At 60.5% G+C, this 15549-nt stretch carries 13 protein-coding genes; 6 read left to right on the top strand and 7 right to left on the bottom strand.

The features are described from left to right. Window positions 1-6 precede the first annotated feature (6 nt). Together LOY70_RS01385 and LOY70_RS01380 are read right to left on the bottom strand one after the other, a co-directional pair. Window positions 7-1233: a 3-hydroxyacyl-CoA dehydrogenase gene (locus LOY70_RS01385; protein ID WP_265032655.1), complete on the bottom strand. Its 1227-nt coding sequence runs from the start codon at window positions 1231-1233 to the stop codon at window positions 7-9. 107 nt (window positions 1234-1340) lie between these two features. After that, window positions 1341-3269, bottom strand: coding sequence for an ATP-dependent DNA helicase RecQ (locus tag LOY70_RS01380; RefSeq protein WP_265032653.1), 1929 nt, complete (start codon window positions 3267-3269; stop codon window positions 1341-1343). Window positions 3270-3562: 293 nt separating this feature from the next. On the opposite strand from LOY70_RS01380, the gene LOY70_RS01375 reads away from it, so the two are divergent. Then, entirely contained in the window at window positions 3563-4588 is a 1026-nt protein-coding gene (locus LOY70_RS01375; RefSeq protein WP_265038245.1) for a S8 family peptidase, read from the top strand. Window positions 4589-4899: 311 nt separating this feature from the next. Next, window positions 4900-5166, top strand: a complete 267-nt coding sequence (locus tag LOY70_RS01370) for a hypothetical protein (protein WP_072342734.1) — start codon at window positions 4900-4902, stop codon at window positions 5164-5166. Window positions 5167-5225: 59 nt separating this feature from the next. Here LOY70_RS01370 and LOY70_RS01365 read toward each other — a convergent pair whose 3' ends face one another. The 3 genes from LOY70_RS01365 to LOY70_RS01355 all read right to left on the bottom strand — a co-directional run bounded on the left by LOY70_RS01365 (window position 5226) and on the right by LOY70_RS01355 (window position 8388). Further along, the gene (locus LOY70_RS01365; RefSeq protein ID WP_265032651.1) at window positions 5226-6770 is read right to left on the bottom strand and encodes a phosphoenolpyruvate carboxykinase; all 1545 of its coding nucleotides are present in this window, start codon (window positions 6768-6770) and stop codon (window positions 5226-5228) included. Window positions 6771-6948: 178 nt separating this feature from the next. Continuing rightward, window positions 6949-7851 carry an Hsp33 family molecular chaperone HslO gene (gene hslO / locus LOY70_RS01360; RefSeq protein WP_123345607.1) on the bottom strand — a complete coding sequence of 301 codons (903 nt, stop codon included), beginning with the start codon at window positions 7849-7851 and terminating at the stop codon, window positions 6949-6951. Window positions 7852-7983: 132 nt separating this feature from the next. Continuing rightward, window positions 7984-8388 (bottom strand): RNA-binding S4 domain-containing protein, encoded by a 405-nt coding sequence (locus LOY70_RS01355; protein ID WP_025211287.1) that lies wholly within the window; start codon window positions 8386-8388, stop codon window positions 7984-7986. Window positions 8389-8638: 250 nt separating this feature from the next. Here LOY70_RS01355 and LOY70_RS01350 point away from each other — a divergent pair, with 250 nt between their 5' ends. Both LOY70_RS01350 and rimK read left to right on the top strand, forming a co-directional pair. Further along, a complete protein-coding gene (locus tag LOY70_RS01350) occupies window positions 8639-9103 on the top strand; it encodes an ATP-dependent zinc protease (RefSeq protein WP_176563016.1) in 465 nt (154 codons plus the stop codon). Beyond that, a complete protein-coding gene (gene rimK, locus LOY70_RS01345; RefSeq protein ID WP_003196697.1) occupies window positions 9100-10005 on the top strand; it encodes a 30S ribosomal protein S6--L-glutamate ligase in 906 nt (301 codons plus the stop codon). Before LOY70_RS01350 ends, rimK begins: the two co-directional genes overlap by 4 nt. Before the next feature lie 124 nt (window positions 10006-10129). Here the strand turns inward: rimK and LOY70_RS01340 are convergent, their stop codons facing one another. Further along, window positions 10130-11443, bottom strand: coding sequence for an ATP-binding protein (locus LOY70_RS01340; RefSeq protein ID WP_265032631.1), 1314 nt, complete (start codon window positions 11441-11443; stop codon window positions 10130-10132). Window positions 11444-11556: 113 nt separating this feature from the next. Next, window positions 11557-12297, bottom strand: a complete 741-nt coding sequence (gene ompR, locus LOY70_RS01335; RefSeq protein ID WP_025211284.1) for a two-component system response regulator OmpR — start codon at window positions 12295-12297, stop codon at window positions 11557-11559. 359 nt (window positions 12298-12656) lie between these two features. Here ompR and LOY70_RS01330 point away from each other — a divergent pair, with 359 nt between their 5' ends. Beyond that, window positions 12657-14981 (top strand): Tex family protein, encoded by a 2325-nt coding sequence (locus LOY70_RS01330; protein WP_265032630.1) that lies wholly within the window; start codon window positions 12657-12659, stop codon window positions 14979-14981. Beyond that, complete coding sequence (locus LOY70_RS01325; RefSeq protein WP_265032629.1) at window positions 14981-15364, top strand: PaaI family thioesterase; 384 nt, start codon at window positions 14981-14983, stop codon at window positions 15362-15364. Before LOY70_RS01330 ends, LOY70_RS01325 begins: the two co-directional genes overlap by 1 nt. Window positions 15365-15549 lie beyond the last annotated feature (185 nt).

The raw sequence follows: 15549 nt of genomic DNA, 5'->3' as shown, positions 1-15549 counted from the left end.
CCGGGCCTACCGCTGCGCGAAGCCCTTGCCCTGCGCGGCCAGCTCGCCGATCAGGCGCGCGGGTTTCCATTGGTCCCCCTGCTTCGTTTCGAGCTCCAGTAGACGCGCATGGATATCTTCAAGTCCCTGTCCATCGGCCCAGGCCATCGGGCCACCCTTGTCGGCCGGAAAACCATAGCCGTTGAGATAGACCAGGTCGATATCGTGGGCCGACTCGGCAATGCCTTCCTGCAGGATCTTCGCGCCTTCGTTGACCAGCGCCAGCAAACAACGCTCGAGGATTTCCTCAGGTCCAATCTCGCGACGCTGGAAGCCCAGCGCTTCGCTGACCCGCTGCACCAGCGCGTCGACTTCAACATCTTGTTCAGCCTGCCGACTGCCGGGTTCGTAGTGATAGTACCCGTTGCCACTTTTCTGGCCGAACCGCCCCAGTTCGCACAGCCGGTTATCCACCTGCACCTCTGGCGCATCCTGGCCTTTTCCCGCCAGCTCTCGGGCGCGCCACTCCAGGTCGATGCCGACGACGTCGTACATGCGGAACGGTCCCATGGCGAAACCGAAGCCTTGCAACGCCGCATCGACCTGATAGGGGAACGCCCCCTCCAGCAACATCTTGCGAGCTTCCAACACATAAGGGTGAAGCATCCGGTTGCCGATGAAACCATGACAATTGCCCGATACCACGCTGACCTTGCCCATGCGCTTGCCCAGTGCGAGGGCTGCGTCCAGCACCGCCTTGGACGTTTGCGCACCACGAACGATTTCCAGCAGCTTCATGATGTGCGCCGGGCTGAAGAAATGCAGGCCCAGCACCTGGGTTGGGCGGCGAGTGGCGGCGGCGATTGCATCGATGTCCAGCGCCGAGGTGTTGCTCGCCAGGATCGCCTCGGGTTTGAGCAAACCGTCCAACTCCCGAAAAATCTTCTGCTTGAGTTCGAGGTTCTCGTAAACCGCTTCGATCACCAGGTCGACATTGCGGATCGCCGCGTAATCATCCGCGCGCGTCACCCGTGCGATCCGCGCATCGGCTTCGCTTTGGTCGATACGACCCTGGCGCACGTTATGGGCATAGGTTTCGGCCACGGCAGTCAGCGCCTGCTCGAGCATCTGCGGGTTGTTGTCGACCCACTGCACCGTCACGCCGGCATTGGCCAGGCACATCACGATGCCTCGCCCCATGGTGCCTGCACCGACCACGGCAGCGTGTTGGATATCGAAGGGGGTCTGGCTCATGTTTGCTCTCTTATTGGCGATCCAAAGACAGCCTTCACCTTAGTCAGCCCTCGTAAGTTTTTGAAATTTATTCGTGTGATGAAGGGCATTCACCGGATGGATGCAGCTCACAGGTGCGCCTGAGTCCAATGGCGAACCTCAGCGTACGGATACTCCTCCAGTGCGGCATATCCACGGATCTTTCGCGCCTTCAACCGGGTGAACAACGGCACACTGATCCCGCACAGAAACCGGGTCAAGCGCTCGGCAGAAGGTGGATTGCCGGTGTGCTCCTCATGCCTGTGGATAAAGTCGTCACACAGGGTCTCGAAACTTTTATCCACAAGTGCCGGCAACGGAGGTGGCTCCGGCAGTTGAGCGACCTGTCCGTGGCACACCGAGCAATGACCGCACTGTTGCGGCGCGTTGTCGTCGCCGAAATACTGAGCCAACCGATAACCTAGGCAACGGTCGGTGGCGAACAGCTCGAGCATGGCATGGATCCGCGCGATTTCACCGCGCTCGTGCCGGGTGAAGTAGGCGTGTAGCTCGGCACTCAAGACCTGCGCATCCAGGTCGGTTTCCAGCACGCTGTACACCTCGGTCATCTGTTTGCTTTCCAGCTCGATCCAACCTCTTTCCTGGAAGTAATCCAGCGCCTTGACCACGCGACTGCGTTCAGCGTGATACTGCTGGTACATCCCGTCGAAATTCACCGTGGCCCAGGTCCGGGCGCGACTGGAGGTCTGGATGATGGCCGAGACGAAATCCCTTCGCTCACCTTCGAAGTGCTCAAGCAGCGCTTGTGGCTCGGTCAGGAACTTGAAGCGATACTCCGCGAAATAGGCATAGCGCGGCGCAATCAGCCGACGCAGCTCCAACTGGACCAGCAACGTTTTGAGCGGCAGTTGCCGGATGTTGCTCTGGTCCGCCAGGGGGCTCAGCAAAAACTCCCATTGTCCATCGGAAGCGGTGGCCTTCAGCTCATCGAGCACGCAGCGAATGCCTTCCAGCTCGGGCGTATCGCCATAGACAAAGTTCTCCAACACGTTGACGCTGTCGCGATTGGCCAGTACCAGGCAGTCGGACGGCTGCCCGTCCCGCCCGGCCCGGCCGATTTCCTGACTGTAGTTTTCAATGGATTTGGGCAGGTCGAAATGCACCACGTTGCGGATATCGCTCTTGTCGATGCCCATGCCGAAAGCGATGGTCGCGACAATGCAATTGGACTGCCCACCCATGAACCGCCGCTGGATGGCTTCGCGTTGCTCATGGGGCAAGCCGGCGTGATAGGCCTCGGCCCCAATGCCGTGCTGGCCCAGGTGTTCGGCTATCTGCTCGGCGGTTCGCTGCAAGGTGACGTAGACGATACTCGGCTGCCCGGGACGTTCGCCCAGCCATTGCACCAGTTGTGCGCGCTTGTCCGTCCCGCGCACCGGCTCGACCAGCAAATTGAGGTTGGGCCGATAGAAACCGGTCGTCACCACATCGTCGTCGGCAATGGCGAACTTCGCCTGCATGTCGGCAATGACCTTCGGTGTTGCGGTGGCCGTCAGCAGCAATACCTGGGGAATACCGAACTGACGCTGATAGTCGGGAAGCTTGAGGTAGTCCGGTCGAAAATTATGTCCCCATTCGGAAATGCAATGAGCTTCGTCCACCACCAGCAACGAGATCGGCACCTGTTGCAGGAAGTTGCGGAAGCGCTCGTTCTTCAGCCGCTCCACTGAAATCATCAGGATCTTCAATTCGCCCGAGCGGGCCCGCGCCATGGCGTCGTTGGCTTCATCACGGCTCTGGGCCGAATCGATACTGGCCGACGCGATGCCGAGGCGCTGCAAGAACGCCAACTGGTCCTGCATCAGCGCCAGCAGGGGCGAGACCACCAAGGTGAGGTGCGGCAATAGCAGGGCTGGCAATTGATAACACAGGGACTTGCCGGAACCGGTGGGAAAAATGGCCGCCGCCGACCGACCGGCCAGTACTGCGCTGATGGCCGTTTCCTGACCGGGGCGAAACTGTGGATAACCGAAAACCTGTTCCAGGGTGCTGTGCATAAGCGGTCGCTCCTTTGACTGCTGCGATGCCCAAAGCCTAGCGGGACAGCGCAGCGCGTCGAGAAAAGGTCGGGGTAAAAAACGATACCGGATGATACAGCCTCAACGCCCTTTTGCTTTGCCACGAGGAGATACAAATCCGGGCACTTTGATGCCTCGTTCCGACTTCGTCGCCACGGTAAGGTGCGTCGGCGACTCATGCGTCACGTCAAGGCCAGGAAGCCTGACGCTCAACTCCATTCAAGGAACGAACCGTGCCACACCCACTTTGCGCTCTACACGCCCTGACGCTAATGTCGGCCTCACTGCTGGCCGGTTGCTTGACCGTCCCTGAACGATCCGGCGTGGATCCGGCCCTATTCGAGACGCCGGAGTATCACGCTCAACGAGGCCTGGCCGTCGTCAACGCTTCTGCTCTCTACGCGCGTGGCGGGACCGGTCAGGATGTTGTCGTGGCGTTGATCGACTCGGGCCTCAACGCCAGCCTCAAGGAGTTCGAAGGCAGGCTGAGCGATCCCGGATTCGATTACGTCGAAAACCGTCCAGGCACGATTGACCGCATCGGCCACGGCACGCAAATGGCCGGCATACTCGCCGCCAACAAGGACAACCAGGGCATGCATGGCATCGCGTTCAACGCTCAGTTGATCCCCTTTCGTTTTGGCGACAACAACGAGCCATTTTTCTTCGATAGCGAAATCGCACAAGCCTGGCAAAACGGTTTCGACAAGGGCGCCCGCCTGTTCAATAACTCGTGGGCCAACGCCATCCCCGCCACCGAAATCAATGAAGCGCGCTACAACCAGGTAATGCCTGATTCCCTGGCCGTTGCCCGAAAATTGGTCTCAGAAGGCGCCGTGTTTGTCTTCCCGACAGGTAACGAACTCAAGCGTGAGCCTCTGGCCGAACCGGGGTTACCGGTGGCCTTGCCTGAACTGGAAAAAGGATGGATCGCGGTGGTTGCACTGAAAAGCGACGGCAGCGCCATCAATGGGAAATCCAATTATTGCGGCGTCGCTGCCGCCTGGTGCATCGCCGTACCCGGCGGCGATGCCGGTGCGCAGGCCGGCTTGCTCACGGTGGGCAAGGACGGCCGTTACGTGCAAACCGCCGGTACGTCGCCAGCAGCAGCCTTGGTCAGCGGCGCCCTGGCTGCGCTGCAGAGCCTTTACCCGCAACTCAGCCCGCAGCAAGTGCGCGAGCATCTGCTGGCGACAGCCAACCGCACGGGCATCTATGCCAACAGTGAGGCCTATGGCCAGGGGTTGATGGACCTTGAGACGGCCTCACGGCGAACGCCCGGCCCCATGGCAGACTAAATACTTGCACCATCGACAAGGAACTCGCTTCCGCCGCTTTTTTTCATCAACTCTCGCAACAGCGAGATGACTAGCCTGTCGGAAATGGCCTGCCGCGTCCTAAGCCTGCCCTACAGCGAGTTTGTAGGATCGAGCAGACAGTGAATGGAAAGCGAAGGCTGGTTAGCTAGCCCTGGAGCAAGCATTTCATCCAAGCGTCAGACGCCGGTAAACGTCCTACACAACCTGTCCTTTCAGGTCCTATTGCGGTGCCTGGAAGGAGCCCTCTATAGTTTTTGGCGCGATTGAAAATCGTACTGAAGAGGGCTCAAATGCACACAGACAATCCGCCCATCGATCGATACCAGCGACTCAACAGCACACCGATTCTGGCCATCGACACCGAGGCCAACCTCCACGACCTCTGCGACGCCGCCGCCCAACGAATCCGCGCGTCCAGCGACCTGCTCGAAACCCTTCATTGCCTATGCTTCAAACACGCCGACGTGAAAGACATTCCCAACATCGTTCATGCGCTTTATCTGCTGACTCAGGATGGCAGCGAGTTGCTGGAGGTTGTGCGGCAGCGGTTGCGTTAATTAGCCGTCCATAAAAAAACCGCCCACAAAGGGCGGTTTTTTCATTCGCTAACCGAGCCTTACAGCTGTGGCCCAGCAGCCTTGATCGCATCGCTCACGTCGAACTTCTTGAAGTTCTCGGTGAACAACCCGGCCAACGCCTTGGCAGCTTCGTCGTACGCGGCCTTGTCGGCCCAGGTGTTGCGTGGGTTCAACAGGCCCGTATCAACACCTGGGACAGCCAGCGGCACGTCCAGGTTGATGATGTCCAGGTGTTCGGTTTTTGCACCGATCAGCGCGCCGCTCTGGATCGCCGCGATCACCGCACGGGTGGTCGGGATGTTGAAGCGCTTGCCGACGCCATAGCCACCACCGGTCCAACCAGTGTTGACCAGGTAGACCTTGGAGCCGAAGCCACGGATACGCTTGATCAGCAGCTCAGCGTACTCACCGGCCGGACGCGGGAAGAACGGGGCGCCGAAGCAAGTGGAGAAGGTCGACTTGATGCCGCTGCCCGAACCCATTTCGGTCGAGCCCACCAGTGCGGTGTAGCCGGACAGGAAGTGGTAGGCGGCTTGCTCTTCGCTGAGGATCGACACCGGCGGCAGTACGCCGGTCAGGTCGCAGGTCAGGAAGATAACGGCGTTTGGCTCGCCACCGAGGTTTTTCGGTGCGCGTTTTTCGATCAGCTCACGCGGGTAGGCGGCGCGGCTGTTCTGGGTCAGGCTGTCGTCGGCGTAGTCGGCTTTCTTGGTAACCGGGTCCAGGACAACGTTTTCCAGTACGGCGCCGTGCTGGATGGCTTTCCAGATGACCGGCTCGTTCTTCTCGGACAGGTCGATGCACTTGGCATAGCAACCACCTTCGATGTTGAAGACCACGCCGACGCCCCAGCCGTGCTCGTCGTCGCCGATCAGGTAACGGCTTTCATCGGCAGACAGGGTGGTCTTGCCAGTGCCCGACAGACCGAAGAACAGGGTCACGTCGCCCTCTTCGCCCATGTTGGCAGCGCAGTGCATCGGCAGCACATCGACGGCTGGCAGCAGGAAGTTCTGCACGGAGAACAGGGCTTTTTTCATTTCACCGGCGTAACGCATGCCGGCGATCAGCACTTTCTTGGCCGCGAAATTGATGATCACGGTACCGTCGGAGTTGGTGCCGTCACGCTCAGGTTCGCAGACGAAATTCGGCGCGTTGATGATCTGCCACTCATCCTTGCCGCCGGCGTTGTACTGCTCCGGGTTGATGAACAGGCAACGGCCGAACAGGTTGTGCCAGGCCGTCTCGGTGGTCATCTTGACCGGCAGGTAGTGCGCAGGATCAGAACCTACATGCACGTGGGAAACGAAACGCTCGCGCTCGCCCAGATAGGCTTCAACGCGGTTCCACAAGGCATCGAACTTGTCGGCCGGGAACTTGCGGTTGATCGGGCCCCAGGCGATAGCGTCCTGGGTGGTCGGTTCTTCTACGATGAAGCGATCAACTGGCGAGCGACCGGTACGATGACCGGTACGAACAACCAGCGCGCCAGTATCGGCAAGCTCGCCTTCACCGCGACTCAGGGCTTCTTTGACCAGATCATCGACACTCAGATCGGTGTACACGGCGTTATTGGCTTGCGTCATGAGGTTCCCCGTCGGCCCGTGGCCGAGTGCTCCAAACGTTTTGTAGTAGGAAGTCGCGCACTACTACCCGAAAAAAGTGGGCCGGATTATGCCAGAAAAGCCCAAAAATAGTAGGGCCCTCCCGTCAGTACGGCGTAAATCCGGCGTTTGCCAGGAGATTTACCTGCGCTGAACCGTTTTAGTGACGAGTATCTGACGGTGTGTCGACACCCGCACCGGCGAACAATTGTGCAATGTCTGCCGCGTCGAACAGGTAGCGCTCATTGCAAAACTGGCAATCGACCTCGATGGCACCGCCATGCTCGATCACCAGTTGCTGCGCATCTTCCAGACCCAGACTGACAAGCGCATTGCCGGAACGTTCACGGGAGCAACTGCATTGGAAGCGCAACGGCTGGCCATCGAACAGGCGCACGGCCTCCTCGTGATAGAGGCGATGCAGCACGGTTTCATTGTCCAGGCTCAACAGCTCGTCGGCGCTCAAGGTGCCGGCCAGAGCGGTGATATGCTGCCAGCTGGCGTCACGTTCTTCCGGATCACGGAGGCGGTCGGCGGGCAGTTGTTGCAGCAGCAGGCCACGGGCACGCCGCCCGTCGGCATAGAGCCAGAAACGGGTGTTGGTCTGCTGGGACATGACGAAGTAGTTGGTGAAGCAATCGGCCAGGGTCGCGCCATCGAGGTCGACAATTCCCTGGTAGCGCTGGCCTTGGGTCGGATCGACCGTGAGGGCCAGCACGCCATTGGGCATCATGTCGGCCAGGGTCGCGTCGGGTGCGATCTGCTCGGCGTCATAACGGGCCAGGCCACGGATCTCGCGCTCACTGGAACACTCGATCATCAGCAACGGCACCGGGCCTTCGGAACGGGCCTGGAGAATCAGCAAGCCATCGAATTTCAAGGTGCCGACCAGCAGCGCCGCAGCGGCCATCAGTTCGCCGAGCATTTGCGCGACCGGCTCTGGATAGGGGTGCTTGGCGAGGACTTCGGCGTAACTACGTTCCAACGCCACCAGCTCGCCACGGGTGTCACTGTCATCGAAGATGAAACGCTGGGTGTAGTCGGTATCCGGTAAATCAGTCATAGGATCGGGTATCTGAAGTGATGACAATTGATGGTGGGCATTTTATGGACATTGCCGGTGGGTTCCAAGCAAGGCGAGGGTTTGTCTGACCAGAAGGCTCGAGATACATCGTGTCCCTCAGCCTGCCATCCGTTACTCGCTATTGCTGCCATGAAACCTGAACAGATCCCGGCGCTGCTTCTTGCTTGGCTTGCCATCGGTGCTGACACCCAGGGCGCCAGCCTTGCGTTGCGCGGCGGCGGCTTCGCGCTTGGCGATGCTGGCTTCGGTTTCACGATACAGCGCCTGCGCTTCAGGGGCGCCACGCCGCACGATCGACAGCGCTTCTACCACCACGGTTTTTTCATCGAACCCGGCACGGATGACAAACTCGTCGCCGATACGAGGTTCCTTGCCCGGCTTGCAGCGCTCGCCCCGGTGATGGACCTTGCCGCTTTCGATGGCGGCCTTGGCCAAGGCACGCGTCTTATAGAATCGCGCCGCCCACAACCATTTATCGAGACGAACCTTGTCGTCTTCTTCCTGTTTTTGTGCCACTGCTATTCCTCTTTCCTGCCAATGGTCAGAACTGTACTACCGTTTTTGTCGGGAACACGAATTCGGCCCGACAGATAGAATGCCCGCCGGAGCACTTTCACGGGCGTGGGTCGGTATTGGTTATGAACGGAAACAGGTGTGTAGATAACTGTCGCCATTTTGTGATTATTCTGCGTGAATACCGCGATTCGCGGACTCAACGATCCGATGCACTGATCGCAGGTTGTTTTTATTGAAAACTTTTGACCATTTGACCGTTGTCGGTCTGCGCGAGTGGGTGGCGCTCCCGGATCTGGGAGTCGCGGGCCTACGGGCAAAAATCGACACCGGTGCCAGTACCTCCAGCCTGCACGCCACTGACATCGAGCCATTCGAGCGCGACGGTGAGAAATGGGTGCGTTTCACCGCGCACCTGGGCACGGTGGTGCAGTTGCGTCATCGCCGCTGCGAAGCCCCGCTGGTGGCGCGCAAGACGATAAAAAGCTCCAACGGTCACGCTCAGGTCCGCTACGTGATCAGCACCACGCTGGCACTGGGTGATCGGATCTGGCGGGTCGAGTTCACGCTGGCCTGCCGCAAATCCATGCGCTATCGCCTCTTGTTGGGTTCCAAAGCCTTGATCGACGGCCAGTTGGTGGTCAATCCGGGTATCAAATACGTTCAAGACAAACCGGCGTTCCCGGTGTCCACTACCTCTGCCACAGGTGTTGCATGAAGATCGCTGTGCTGTCGCGTAATCCGCGTCTGTATTCCACTCGTCGCCTGGTTGAAGCCGGGACCGAACGAGGCCATGAAATGGTGGTGATCGACACCCTGCGCGCCTACATGAACATTGCCAGCCACAAGCCGCAGATCCATTACCGTGGCAAACCGCTGGAAGGCTTCGACGCGGTGATCCCGCGGATCGGCGCCTCGGTGACGTTCTATGGCTGCGCGGTGTTGCGTCAATTCGAAATGATGGGGGTGTTTCCCCTCAACGAATCCGTGGCCATTGCCCGCTCCCGGGACAAGCTGCGCTCACTGCAACTGCTGTCGCGACGTGGGATCGGCTTGCCGGTGACCGGTTTTGCCCACTCCCCCGACGACATTCCCGATCTGATCGCAATGGTCAATGGCGCGCCACTGGTGATCAAAGTGCTGGAAGGCACCCAGGGCATCGGGGTGGTGCTGTGTGAAACCGCGACGGCAGCGGAGTCGGTGATCGAAGCGTTCATGGGCTTGAAGCAGAACATCATGGTCCAGGAATACATCAAGGAGGCCGGTGGCGCGGACATTCGCTGCTTCGTGGTCGGCGACAAGGTGATCGCCTCGATGAAACGCCAGGCCAAGCCCGGTGAGTTCCGCTCCAACCTCCATCGCGGCGGCAGCGCCAGCCTGATCAAGATCACTCCGGAAGAACGCATGACCGCCCTGCGCGCTGCAAAAGTCATGGGCCTGGCCGTGGCCGGCGTGGATATCCTGCGCTCCAATCACGGGCCATTGGTGATGGAGGTGAACTCCTCGCCAGGCCTGGAAGGGATCGAGACCACCACGAGCAAGAACGTGGCGGGAATCATCATCGAACACCTGGAAAAGAATGGCGGGCCGAACATGACCCGGACTAAAGGAAAAGGCTAAGCCAACATAAAACCCTGTGGGAGCGAGCTTGCTCGCGAAAGCGGTATATCAGTGCCGAATCGGTTGACTGACACACCGTCATCGCGAGCAAGCTCGCTCCCACAGGTTCCTGCAATCAGATCGATTACACCGCATCCCGAGGCAGCATCAACCCCAACGGCAAACGCACCCGAGCCTCCAGCCCACCACCGGCGCGGTTGCGCAACTCGACGTTGCCGCCGTGCATCGAGGCGATGCGCTTGACGATGGCCAGGCCCAGCCCCGTCCCCTTCCCGCCTCGGGCGCGGTCGCCCCGGGTAAAAGGGTTGAAAATCGCTTCCAGCTCCGCCGGATCAATGCCGGCGCCACGGTCCATGACGCTGAGCACCACATAAGGCGCATTAGTGTCGCCGGAAACATAGGCCGCCACCTCGACGCCGGTACCAGCGTGGTTCAGGGCATTGCCAATCAGGTTGTTCAACAAGCGCTTCATCGACACCCGGCGCAGGGGGAAGGGCTGGATCGGCTCCAGGCGCAAGTGCACTTTTTCATCGTTCTGGTTATACGGCGCAACCACTTCCCGAACCAATTCGCTGAGGTCCACTTCCTCCACCGATTCGTCACGGCCGTCGCGAATGAACGCCAGGAACTGGTCGAGAATCGCATCCATGTCCTCGATGTCGCGGACCATTTCGTCGGTCAGGTCGGTGTGCTCGCCCATCAACTCCAGCGACAACCGCAGCCGGGTCAGCGGGGTGCGCAGGTCGTGGGACACGCCGGCGAGCATCAGTTCACGCTCGCGCCCGGCCTGCTCGACATCCTCGGCCATCTGGTTGAAGGCGCGGTAGACCTCGGTCATCTCGCTGGGGGTATCGCTGACGGGCAGGCGCACGCTGCGGCCCTGACCCAGTTGACGGGCAGCGTAGACCAGACGTTTCAATGGTTGGTTGAGCTGGCTGACGAAGATCCACGCCGAAGCCGTCGACAGCAGGCCGATGGCCAGGAACCAGCCCAGCACGTTCCAGATTTTCTGGCCGCGCAGCGGATGCGGGTACAGCGGCACTTTCAGCCAGCCATCACCCAGGCTCGGGGCACGCACCCACAGCGCCGGAGGCGAGTGCATGCGCAGCCGCACCTCGGTATCGGCGCCCAGCTCGGCCTGCATCTGTCGTTGGTAGATTTCGCTGTAGGGCCAGTGTTGCTCGCCCTCCGGCACGCCAGCACCGACCACCCGGATCAGAGTCGCCGCTTCGGCAATTTTCGCTCGATTGGTTTCGTCGGCCGCCCAATAGGCCCGCAAGGTCAGGGCAACGCCGTGGCTGTACTGCCGATCCACCAGCACATCTTCGTTCATCAGCAGGTAGACCAGCGTCAGCGCCTTGGAAAAGAGCACGACGATCAGCACCAGCCAGAGGGTGCGGGAGAAGAAACTCTGGGGGAACCAAACGGGGGTTTTCATGGATAACCGTTACACACTTGCAGGAGCGAGCGATGCTCGCACAATGACGGACCGCGAGTCGCCTGGAAGAACACATTCAACCCGCCAGGCCACCCGCTCCTACAAATCGCCGATCACTTGCTGGCGGCGCCATCCGGCACGAATACATAACCCACGCCCCAGACCGTCTGGATATACCGCGGCTTGGAAGGATCGGGCTCGATCATCCGGCGCAGGCGGGAAATCTGCACGTCGATGGAGCGCTCCAGCGCATCCCACTCACGACCACGGGCCAGGTTCATCAGTTTGTCGCGGGTCAGCGGCTGGCGGGCGTTCATCACCAGGGCCTTGAGCACGGCGAACTCACCGGTGGTGAGCATGTGGATCTCATCACCGCGCTTGAGCTCGCGAGTGGCCAGGGACAGTTCATAGTCGCCGAAGGTCACGCTTTCGTCTTCGCTGCCCGGCGCGCCAGGCACCGGAGCCGATTGCCGACGCAGTACCGCCTTGACCCGGGCCATCAACTCGTCGGGGTTGAACGGCTTGGCCAGGTAATCGTCGGCACCCAGTTCAAGGCCCTTGATACGGCTCAGCTCGTCACCCTTGGCGGTGAGCATGATGATCGGAATCTGGTTATTGGCGCCGCGCAGGCGACGGCAGGCCGTCAAGCCGTCCTCACCGGGCAGCATCAGGTCGAGCACCACGAGGTTGAAAACTTCGCGGGCCAACAGCCGATCCATTTGCTCGGTGTTCGGTACGGTGCGGGCGCGGTAGCCCTTGCTGACGAAAAAACGCTCCAGCAGGCTGCTCAGCCCCGGATCGTCGTCAACAATAAGAATTTTTTCGCCTTCAGCAGTTTGTGCAGTGCTGCTCATAGGAAGCTCCTTTGATCTCGGCGCGCATTATGGCCTAGCTGCCGTTATACGCACCGTGTGCATTGTTAGCAGATTTTTCCTCTATCTCCACAAATCCGGGTATCGAGCCTACAGACCACGACGCCCCCCTTAAGGATGGAACGCCGGTTATAATGCGCGGCCTTTTGTGCCAGGGAACGTCGGATCGTTATCCCGGCGTATCGTTTTTTCCTCCTGGCCCGGCAGCACTTTTTGAATTTCGCGGGTCAACAGGCAGCCTTTTGACCCAGGCAGCGGCGCATGCCAGGCCGCTCAACCAGTCTCGCCGAGCCCCGTTTGCGCGGTGGCGAGCCTGATTTCACAATTTGTCAGGTGGTTTTATGGACAGCATCAACAGCCGCATCGCCGAGGAACTCGGTGTACGCCCACAACAGGTCGAAGCGGCCGTCGCGCTACTCGATGAAGGCTCCACGGTGCCTTTTATCGCCCGTTACCGGAAAGAAGTCACCGGTAGCCTCGATGACATTCAATTACGTCATCTGGAAGAGCGCCTGCGCTACATGCGAGAACTCGACGAACGGCGCATCAGCATCCTGGCCAGCATCCAGGAGCAGGGCAAGCTGACCCCGCAACTTGAGCGAGACATCAAGCTCGCCGACACCAAGACCCGTCTCGAAGACTTGTACCTGCCCTACAAGCAAAAGCGCCGCACCAAGGGCCAGATCGCCCTGGAAGCCGGCCTCGGCGAGTTGGCCGACGGTCTATTCAATGACCCGAGCCTGTCCCCGGAAACCGAAGCCACGCGTTTCGTCGATGCCGAAAAAGGTGTGGCGGACGTAAAAGCGGCGCTGGAAGGCGCCAAGTACATCCTGATGGAGCGCTTCGCCGAAGACGCCAACCTGCTGGAAAAACTGCGCAACTACCTCAAGCAGGAAGCCACCCTCAGCGCCCGGGTTATCGCCGGCAAAGAAGAGGAAGGCGCCAAGTTCCGTGACTACTTCGAGCACGACGAACCGCTCAAAAGCATGCCTTCCCACCGGGCCCTGGCGATTTTCCGTGGTCGTAACGAAGGCATTCTCAGCTCCGCGCTGAAGGTCGGTGAAGAGCTGCCAGGTACCATGCACCCGTGCGAAGGCATGATCGGCCAGCAGTTCGGCATCCAAAACCAGAATCGCGCCGCCGACAAATGGCTGGCCGAGGTGGTGCGCTGGACTTGGAAGGTCAAGCTTTACACCCATCTGGAAACCGACCTGCTGGGCGAGTTGCGCGATAACGCCGAGACCGAGGCGATCAACGTATTCGCCCATAACCTGCACGACTTGCTGCTGGCCGCGCCGGCCGGCCCACGGGCCACCCTGGGCCTGGACCCGGGCTTGCGCACCGGTTGCAAGGTTGCGGTGGTGGACGCCACCGGCAAGCTGCTGGATCACGCCACGGTCTACCCCCACGTGCCGCACAACAAGTGGGACCAGACCCTCGCCGTGCTCGCCGCCCTGTGCGCCAAGCATTCGGTGGACTTGATCGCCATCGGCAACGGCACCGCCAGCCGGGAGACCGATAAACTGGCCGCCGAGCTGATCAAAAAATACCCAGCCATGAAAATGACCAAGGTCATGGTGTCCGAAGCCGGTGCTTCCGTTTATTCGGCGTCGGAACTGGCCTCCAAGGAATTCCCCGACCTGGATGTGTCGATCCGTGGCGCGGTGTCCATTGCCCGTCGTTTACAGGATCCGTTGGCGGAACTGGTGAAGATCGATCCGAAATCCATCGGCGTCGGTCAGTACCAGCACGACGTTTCCCAGTTGAAACTGGCCCGTGGCCTGGACGCCGTGGTGGAGGATTGCGTGAACGCCGTGGGCGTGGACGTGAACACCGCTTCGGTGGCGCTGTTGGCACGGATCTCGGGCCTCAACGCCACGCTGGCGCAGAACATCGTGACTCACCGCGACGAACACGGTGCGTTCAAGACCCGCGCCGCGTTGAAGAAAGTCCCGCGCCTGGGCGAAAAAACCTTCGAACAGGCTGCCGGCTTCCTGCGCGTCATGAACGGTGACAACCCGCTGGATTCATCGGCCGTCCACCCCGAAGCCTATCCGCTGGTGCAGAGCATCGCCGCCCAGACCGACCGCGACATTCGTTCGCTGATCGGCGACGCGGCGTTTCTCAAGCGCCTGGACCCGAAGAAATTCACCGATGAAACCTTCGGCCTGCCCACCGTCACCGACATCCTTCAGGAACTGGAGAAACCGGGCCGCGACCCGCGCCCCGAGTTCAAGACCGCCGAGTTCCAGGACGGTGTCGAGGATCTCAAGGACCTGCAACCGGGCATGATCCTCGAAGGCGTGGTGACCAACGTCACCAACTTCGGAGCCTTCGTCGACATCGGCGTGCATCAGGACGGCTTGGTGCACATCTCCGCCCTGTCGGAGAAGTTCATCAAGGACCCGCGCGAAGCGGTCAAGGCCGGTGACGTAGTGAAAGTGAAGGTCATGGAAGTCGATATCCCACGCAAACGTGTCGGCCTGTCGATGCGCATGAGCGACACGCCGGGTGAAAAAGTCGACGGTGCCCGTGGCGCTCGCCCTGGCTCGACCCCGCGCCAGTCGCAGAACACCGCGCCGCGCAAGGAAACCACGGCTGCGGCCCCGGCGAATAACGCCATGGCCTCGTTGTTCGCCAACGCCAAGCAGTTGAAGAAGCGCTGATGGACGTGCCGGCCGGGTTGGTGGAGAGCGCGTTTTTCAAGCTGCTCGGCTGTCGTCTGCAGAGCCTGGGGAACGGGGTGGCGCAAGTCGCCCTGGGCCTTGAGCCGCCGTTGCGCAATCGGGGCGGCAAGCTGCACGGCGGCGCGCTGTTCAGCCTGGTGGACATAGCCATGGGACTGGCCTGTTCCAGCGTCCACGGCTTTGACCAGCAGAGCGCGACCATCGAATGCAAGATCAACTACATTCGCGCCGTGTCCGACGGTGAAGTGCTGTGCACCGCCCGGGTCATCCACCCGGGCCGGCGCACGCTGGTGGTCGAGGCCGAGGTGCTGCAAGGCGACAAACTGGTCGCAAAAGCGCAAGGCACGTTCGCTGTCCTATAGCTCCCTGTCATCGATTTGAGTTAATTTCGACGCTGCGAATGCGGTGTCGAGATTTTCTGTGGGAGCGGGCTTGCTCGCGAAAGCGGCGTGTCAGGCGACTTCAATGTTGGCTGATAAGACCTCTTCGCGAGCAAGCCCGCTCCCACAGGGAGTGCGGCGATCAGTCTTTACCCGCATAAAACCAG

The sequence above is a fragment of the Pseudomonas sp. B21-054 genome (genome assembly GCF_026016345.1).
Lineage (GTDB): Bacteria > Pseudomonadota > Gammaproteobacteria > Pseudomonadales > Pseudomonadaceae > Aquipseudomonas.
Note: the sequence above shows the minus strand (reverse complement) of the source record. Positions and strands in the feature narration are given on the sequence as shown.